The sequence below is a fragment of the Mucilaginibacter aquatilis genome (assembly GCF_009755275.1).
Taxonomy (GTDB): domain Bacteria; phylum Bacteroidota; class Bacteroidia; order Sphingobacteriales; family Sphingobacteriaceae; genus Mucilaginibacter; species Mucilaginibacter aquatilis.
In genome coordinates, this window is the sequence record NZ_WQLA01000009.1 from 1 (window position 1) to 5,814 (window position 5,814).

A 5,814-nucleotide genomic window follows, 5' to 3' on the forward strand; every position below is an offset into this window, starting at 1 on the left:
AGAAACAAGAAACCCCTTACGATAAGGTCGCAAGGGGTTGATTAACTTGTAAGGTTTGGCGCCGACCTACTCTCCCACATTTTACTGCAGTACCATCGGCTCTGGCGGGCTTAACTTCTCTGTTCGGAATGGGAAGAGGTGGACACCGCCGATATAGGCACCTGAATATTTTTAATGTTTTAGTAGTAAGTGCTTAGTAGAAAGTAGTTAGACTTTGTTCCGGTCTTTATACTTGGTACTTTATACTACGTCAAACAATGACATATTATTGAAAGAAGTAATCTATTGTACTGAATATACATTGCAGTAATATTGTTGTTTTGATTGTGGTGGTGTGACCGGAAGATCACACCACCTTATCTGTTTGCGAAGAAAGCGTCGGGCAATTAGTATTACTCGGCTATGATGTCACCACCTTTACACCTGTAACCTATCAACGTGGTAGTCTTCCACGACCCTCAAGGGAAGTCTCATCTTGTGGCTAGTTTCGCACTTAGATGCTTTCAGCGCTTATCTATTCCGAACGTAGCTACTCTGCAGTACAGCTGGCGCCATAACAGATTCACTAGAGGTTCGTCCAACCCGGTCCTCTCGTACTAAGGTCAGCCCCACTCAAACTTCCTACGCCCACAACAGATAGGGACCGAACTGTCTCGCGACGTTCTGAACCCAGCTCGCGTGCCACTTTAATCGGCGAACAGCCGAACCCTTGGGACCTTCTCCAGCCCCAGGATGTGACGAGCCGACATCGAGGTGCCAAACCTCCCCGTCGATATGAGCTCTTGGGGGAGATCAGCCTGTTATCCCCAGCGTACCTTTTATCCTTTGAGCGATGGCCCTTCCATGCAGAACCACCGGATCACTATATCCGTCTTTCGACCCTGCTCGGCTTGTCTGCCTCACAGTCAAGCAAGCTTATGCTATTGCACTCCCCGTACGGTTACCAAGCGTACTGAGCTTACCTTTGAAAGCCTCCGTTACCTTTTTGGAGGCGACCACCCCAGTCAAACTACCCGCCAAACAATGTCCCCCGCTTTGCAGGGTTAGACACCAAATACAGAAAGGGTGGTATTTCAACGTTGACTAACCGACTCCTAGCGAAGCCGGATCACAGTCTCCCACCTATCCTACACATCCTGTATCCGATATCAATGTTAAGTTGTAGTGAAGGTGCATGGGGTCTTTCCGTCCCGTTGCGGGTAACCGGCGTCTTCACCGATACCACAATTTCACCGAGCTCATGGCTGAGACAGCGCCCAGATCGTTACACCATTCGTGCAGGTCGGAACTTACCCGACAAGGAATTTCGCTACCTTAGGACCGTTATAGTTACGGCCGCCGTTTACCGGGGCTTCGATTCAATGCTTCGCCTTGCGACTAACATCCCCTCTTAACCTTCCGGCACCGGGCAGGTGTCAGGCCTTATACGTCATCTTTCGATTTTGCAAAGCCATGTGTTTTTGTTAAACAGTCGCCTGGGCCTTTTCACTGCGGCTGCCATTGCTGACAGCGCCCCTTCTCCCGAAGTTACAGGGCCATTTTGCCGAGTTCCTTAGCCATGAATCACTCGAGCACCTTAGGATTCTCTCCTCGACTACCTGTGTCGGTTTACGGTACGGGTTTTGATAACCTGAAGCTTAGCAGGTTTTCTTGGAAGTCTGATTACCTTCACTATCACGCCACCCGAAGGCTTTGTGTACTATCAGCTTTCAGCAGGGTCTGCGTACTTAACTACAATCCCTATACCTACGGCCTTTAACGTTCTATTCCGTCAGAACGCGGAAGTGTCACTACTCCGTCACTGCATCGCAGTTATCAAAAGTACTGGAATATTAACCAGTTGTCCATCGGAATCTCCACTCGGATTATCCTTAGGCCCCGACTAACCCTGATCCGATTAGCGTTGATCAGGAAACCTTAGTCTTTCGGTGGGCGGGTTTCTCTCCCGCCTTATCGTTACTTATGCCTACATTTGCTTTTCTGCAACCTCCACATGCACTTGTCGTGTCATGCTTCGCCGGCGGCAGAATGCTCCCCTACCAGTACATTTACATGTAATCCATAGCTTCGGTATACTATTTAATGCCCGTTTATTATCCATGCCCGGCCGCTCGACTAGTGAGCTGTTACGCACTCTTTAAATGAATGGCTGCTTCCAAGCCAACATCCTAGCTGTCTGTGCAGCCGGACCTCGTTAGTTCAACTTAATAGTAATTTGGGGACCTTAGCTGATGGTCTGGGTTCTTTCCCTCTCGGCCCTGGACCTTAGCACCCAGAGCCTCACTGCAGCGTATATTATTCAGCATTCGGAGTTTGTCTGGATTTGGTAGGATTTGACTCCCCCGCACCCAATCAGTAGCTCTACCTCTGTATAACTTTACCGCCACGCTGTTCCTAAAAACATTTCGGGGAGTACGAGCTATTTCCCAGTTTGATTAGCCTTTCACCCCTACCCACAAATCATCCGGAAACTTTTCAACGTTTATCGGTTCGGTCCTCCAGTACCTGTTACGGCACCTTCAACCTGTCCATGGGTAGATCACAAGGTTTCGCGTCTACCTCCTCTGACTGCACGCCCTATTCAGACTCGCTTTCGCTTCGGCTTCGCGTCTTAAACACTTAACCTTGCCAGAGAAGAGTAACTCGTAGGCTCATTATGCAAAAGGCACGCCGTCACAGATCATGTCTGCTCCGACCGCTTGTAAGCACACGGTTTCAGGTTCTATTTCACTCCCCTGTTCGGGGTTCTTTTCACCTTTCCCTCACGGTACTGGTTCACTATCGGTCTCTCAGTAGTATTTAGCCTTACCGGATGGTGCCGGCAGATTCCTACAGGGCGTCTCCGACCCCGCAGTACTCAGGATTCCACTAGGTTATTATTCCTTACGCGTACGCAGCTCTCATGCTCTATGGCGGGGCTTCCCATCCCCTTCCGCTTCAGTTTAATATACCACGTCGTGGTCCTACAACCCCTAACTTGCCGTAACAAGATAGGTTTGGGCTGTTTCCCTTTCGCTCGCCACTACTCAGGAAATCACTATTGTTTTCTCTTCCTCTGTTTACTTAGATGTTTCAGTTCAACAGGTTCGCGCTTCTATGCGGTTATCCTTCAGATAACCAGGTTTCCCCATTCGGAAATCTACGGATCAATTCATATTTGCTAATCCCCGTAGCTTATCGCAGCTTATCACGTCCTTCATCGCCTCTGAGAGCCAAGGCATCCCCCGTGTGCCCTTTCTTACTTTCTTCTACCTATACCGCTTTTGCTCGGTATGGTATGTTTTTATTTAGTTCTATTACTTAGAGTCAGGAGTATAGCGTCGGGAATCAAAACATTGCTGTCTGTACTCTTTATTCTATATTCTTTATTCTTTGTAATGTCCTTCACTGTTGTTTATTTCAGTTTTTGAATTACTTCTTCCAATATGTCAAAGAACGTTCGTTTACATCTGTAACGGTATCGTGTAGTGATACCTGTAGTAAACAGCGTGGAGAATAACGGATTCGAACCGTTGACCCCCTGCGTGCAAGGCAGGTGCTCTAGCCAGCTGAGCTAATTCCCCAATAAGAATTCCCTTGTAGTAGTCTCGAGCAGATTTGAACTGCTGACCCCTACATTATCAGTGTAGTGCTCTAACCAAACTGAGCTACGAGACTATGGTTTGATGTAGCCACTTACTGATATGGCTTTCTTTTGGGTTTCTCTTTTCTTCTTTACTTTTCTAAGAAATACATGTGCGTAGCAGAATTCTGTCTCTTTCCTTTTCTTCCTTCAAGGCTACCAAGTCGAATACTGCTCCAGAAAGGAGGTATTCCAGCCGCACCTTCCGGTACGGCTACCTTGTTACGACTTAGCCCCAGTTACCGGTTTTACCCTAGGACGCTCCTTGCGGTTACATACTTCAGGTACCCCCAGCTTCCATGGCTTGACGGGCGGTGTGTACAAGGCCCGGGAACGTATTCACCGCGTCATTGCTGATACGCGATTACTAGCGAATCCAACTTCACGGGGTCGAGTTGCAGACCCCGATCCGAACTGTGAACAGCTTTTTGAGATTGGCATCCTGTTGCCAGGTAGCTGCCCTCTGTACTGCCCATTGTAGCACGTGTGTAGCCCCGGACGTAAGGGCCATGATGACTTGACGTCGTCCCCTCCTTCCTCTCTACTTGCGTAGGCAGTCTGTTTAGAGTCCCCACCTTAAATGCTGGCAACTAAACATAGGGGTTGCGCTCGTTGCGGGACTTAACCCAACACCTCACGGCACGAGCTGACGACAGCCATGCAGCACCTAGTTTCGTGTCCCGAAGGACTGATTCGTCTCTGAATCATTCACTAACTTTCAAGCCCGGGTAAGGTTCCTCGCGTATCATCGAATTAAACCACATGCTCCTCCGCTTGTGCGGGCCCCCGTCAATTCCTTTGAGTTTCACCCTTGCGGGCGTACTCCCCAGGTGGAATACTTAACGCTTTCGCTTAGACGCTGACCGTATATCGCCAACATCGAGTATTCATCGTTTAGGGCGTGGACTACCAGGGTATCTAATCCTGTTTGATCCCCACGCTTTCGTGCCTCAGTGTCAATCACACTTTAGTAAGCTGCCTTCGCAATCGGTGTTCTGTGACATATCTATGCATTTCACCGCTACTTGTCACATTCCGCCTACTTCAACTGTATTCAAGCTCATCAGTATCAAAGGCACTGCGATAGTTAAGCTACCGTCTTTCACCCCTGACTTAATAAGCCACCTACGCACCCTTTAAACCCAATAAATCCGGATAACGCTTGGATCCTCCGTATTACCGCGGCTGCTGGCACGGAGTTAGCCGATCCTTATTCTTACCGTACATTCAGCTTGATATACATATCAAGGTTTATTCCGGTACAAAAGCAGTTTACAACCCGTAGGGCCGTCTTCCTGCACGCGGCATGGCTGGTTCAGGCTTGCGCCCATTGACCAATATTCCTTACTGCTGCCTCCCGTAGGAGTCTGGTCCGTGTCTCAGTACCAGTGTGGGGGGCCATCCTCTCAGATCCCCTAGACATCGTCGCCTTGGTGGGCCGTTACCCCGCCAACTAGCTAATGTCCCGCATGCCCATCTTAATCCTATAAATATTTGATCATAAAATAATGCTATCTCATGATGTTATGCGGTGTTAATCTCTCTTTCGAGAGGCTATCCCCCTGATTAAGGTAGGTTACATACGTGTTACGCACCCGTGCGCCACTCTCATTGGGAGCAAGCTCCCAAATCCCGTCCGACTTGCATGTATTAGGCCTGCCGCTAGCGTTCATCCTGAGCCAGGATCAAACTCTCCATTGTAAAATGTTTTGTTTGTATCCAGACCCTATTACTCAAAATAGAAATCTGATTATTTGTATATCTTTATACAGTATTCAGTAGCTTTTATTCTGAAGGTTTCTTTTTTAATTGACAGAGTGATAATCTTCATTATCTCTCCCGCTACGCTACATGTTACTTCTTAAAAGAACTTTATCGCTTCCCCGTCTCGGTTCAGCTTTTATATCTGCTTATCATTGCGATAAGTGATCTTGCTTGTTTGTTTGCCCTTTCAGGCTTTTTCAATCTTGGTTAACAATTGCTGTTAACCGCTTTCCCTTTTGATTCTCAGCCGTTTGGCTTCGTTCCGTTTGGGAGTGCAAAGGTAGATATCTTTTTTACATTTCCAAAAAATATTTTTTTTTATTTTTTGGCGGGTCGTTTATCTAAAAACCTATTCCCCGATACCGCTCTGCCGCTTTTCAATCTGTTTCCCTTTCGTTGCGATTGGGAGTGCAAAGGTAGAAATGTTT

1 protein-coding gene, 2 tRNA genes and 3 rRNA genes are annotated in these 5,814 nt (G+C 47.8%); 1 reads left to right on the forward strand and 5 read right to left on the reverse strand.

All coding sequences use genetic code 11. From position 1 onward, the window contains the following. Window positions 1–53: 53 nt before the first annotated feature. The 5 genes from rrf to GO816_RS18655 form a co-directional block, all read right to left on the reverse strand. Window positions 54–165, reverse strand: a 5S ribosomal RNA gene (rrf, locus tag GO816_RS18635). Between the two features lie 201 nt (window positions 166–366). After that, window positions 367–3,249: ribosomal RNA gene (locus GO816_RS18640) — 23S ribosomal RNA — on the reverse strand. A gap of 240 nt (window positions 3,250–3,489) precedes the next feature. After that, window positions 3,490–3,563, reverse strand: a tRNA-Ala gene (locus tag GO816_RS18645). Window positions 3,564–3,582: 19 nt separating this feature from the next. Next, a tRNA-Ile gene (locus GO816_RS18650) sits at window positions 3,583–3,657 on the reverse strand. Window positions 3,658–3,802: 145 nt separating this feature from the next. Further along, window positions 3,803–5,323: ribosomal RNA gene (locus GO816_RS18655) — 16S ribosomal RNA — on the reverse strand. The 16S, 23S and 5S rRNA genes sit together here with 2 tRNA genes alongside, the layout of an rRNA operon. Before the next feature lie 277 nt (window positions 5,324–5,600). Here GO816_RS18655 and GO816_RS18880 point away from each other — a divergent pair. After that, the coding region (locus GO816_RS18880; RefSeq protein ID WP_232336617.1) for a hypothetical protein at window positions 5,601–5,814 on the forward strand (214 nt) is incomplete at its 3' end.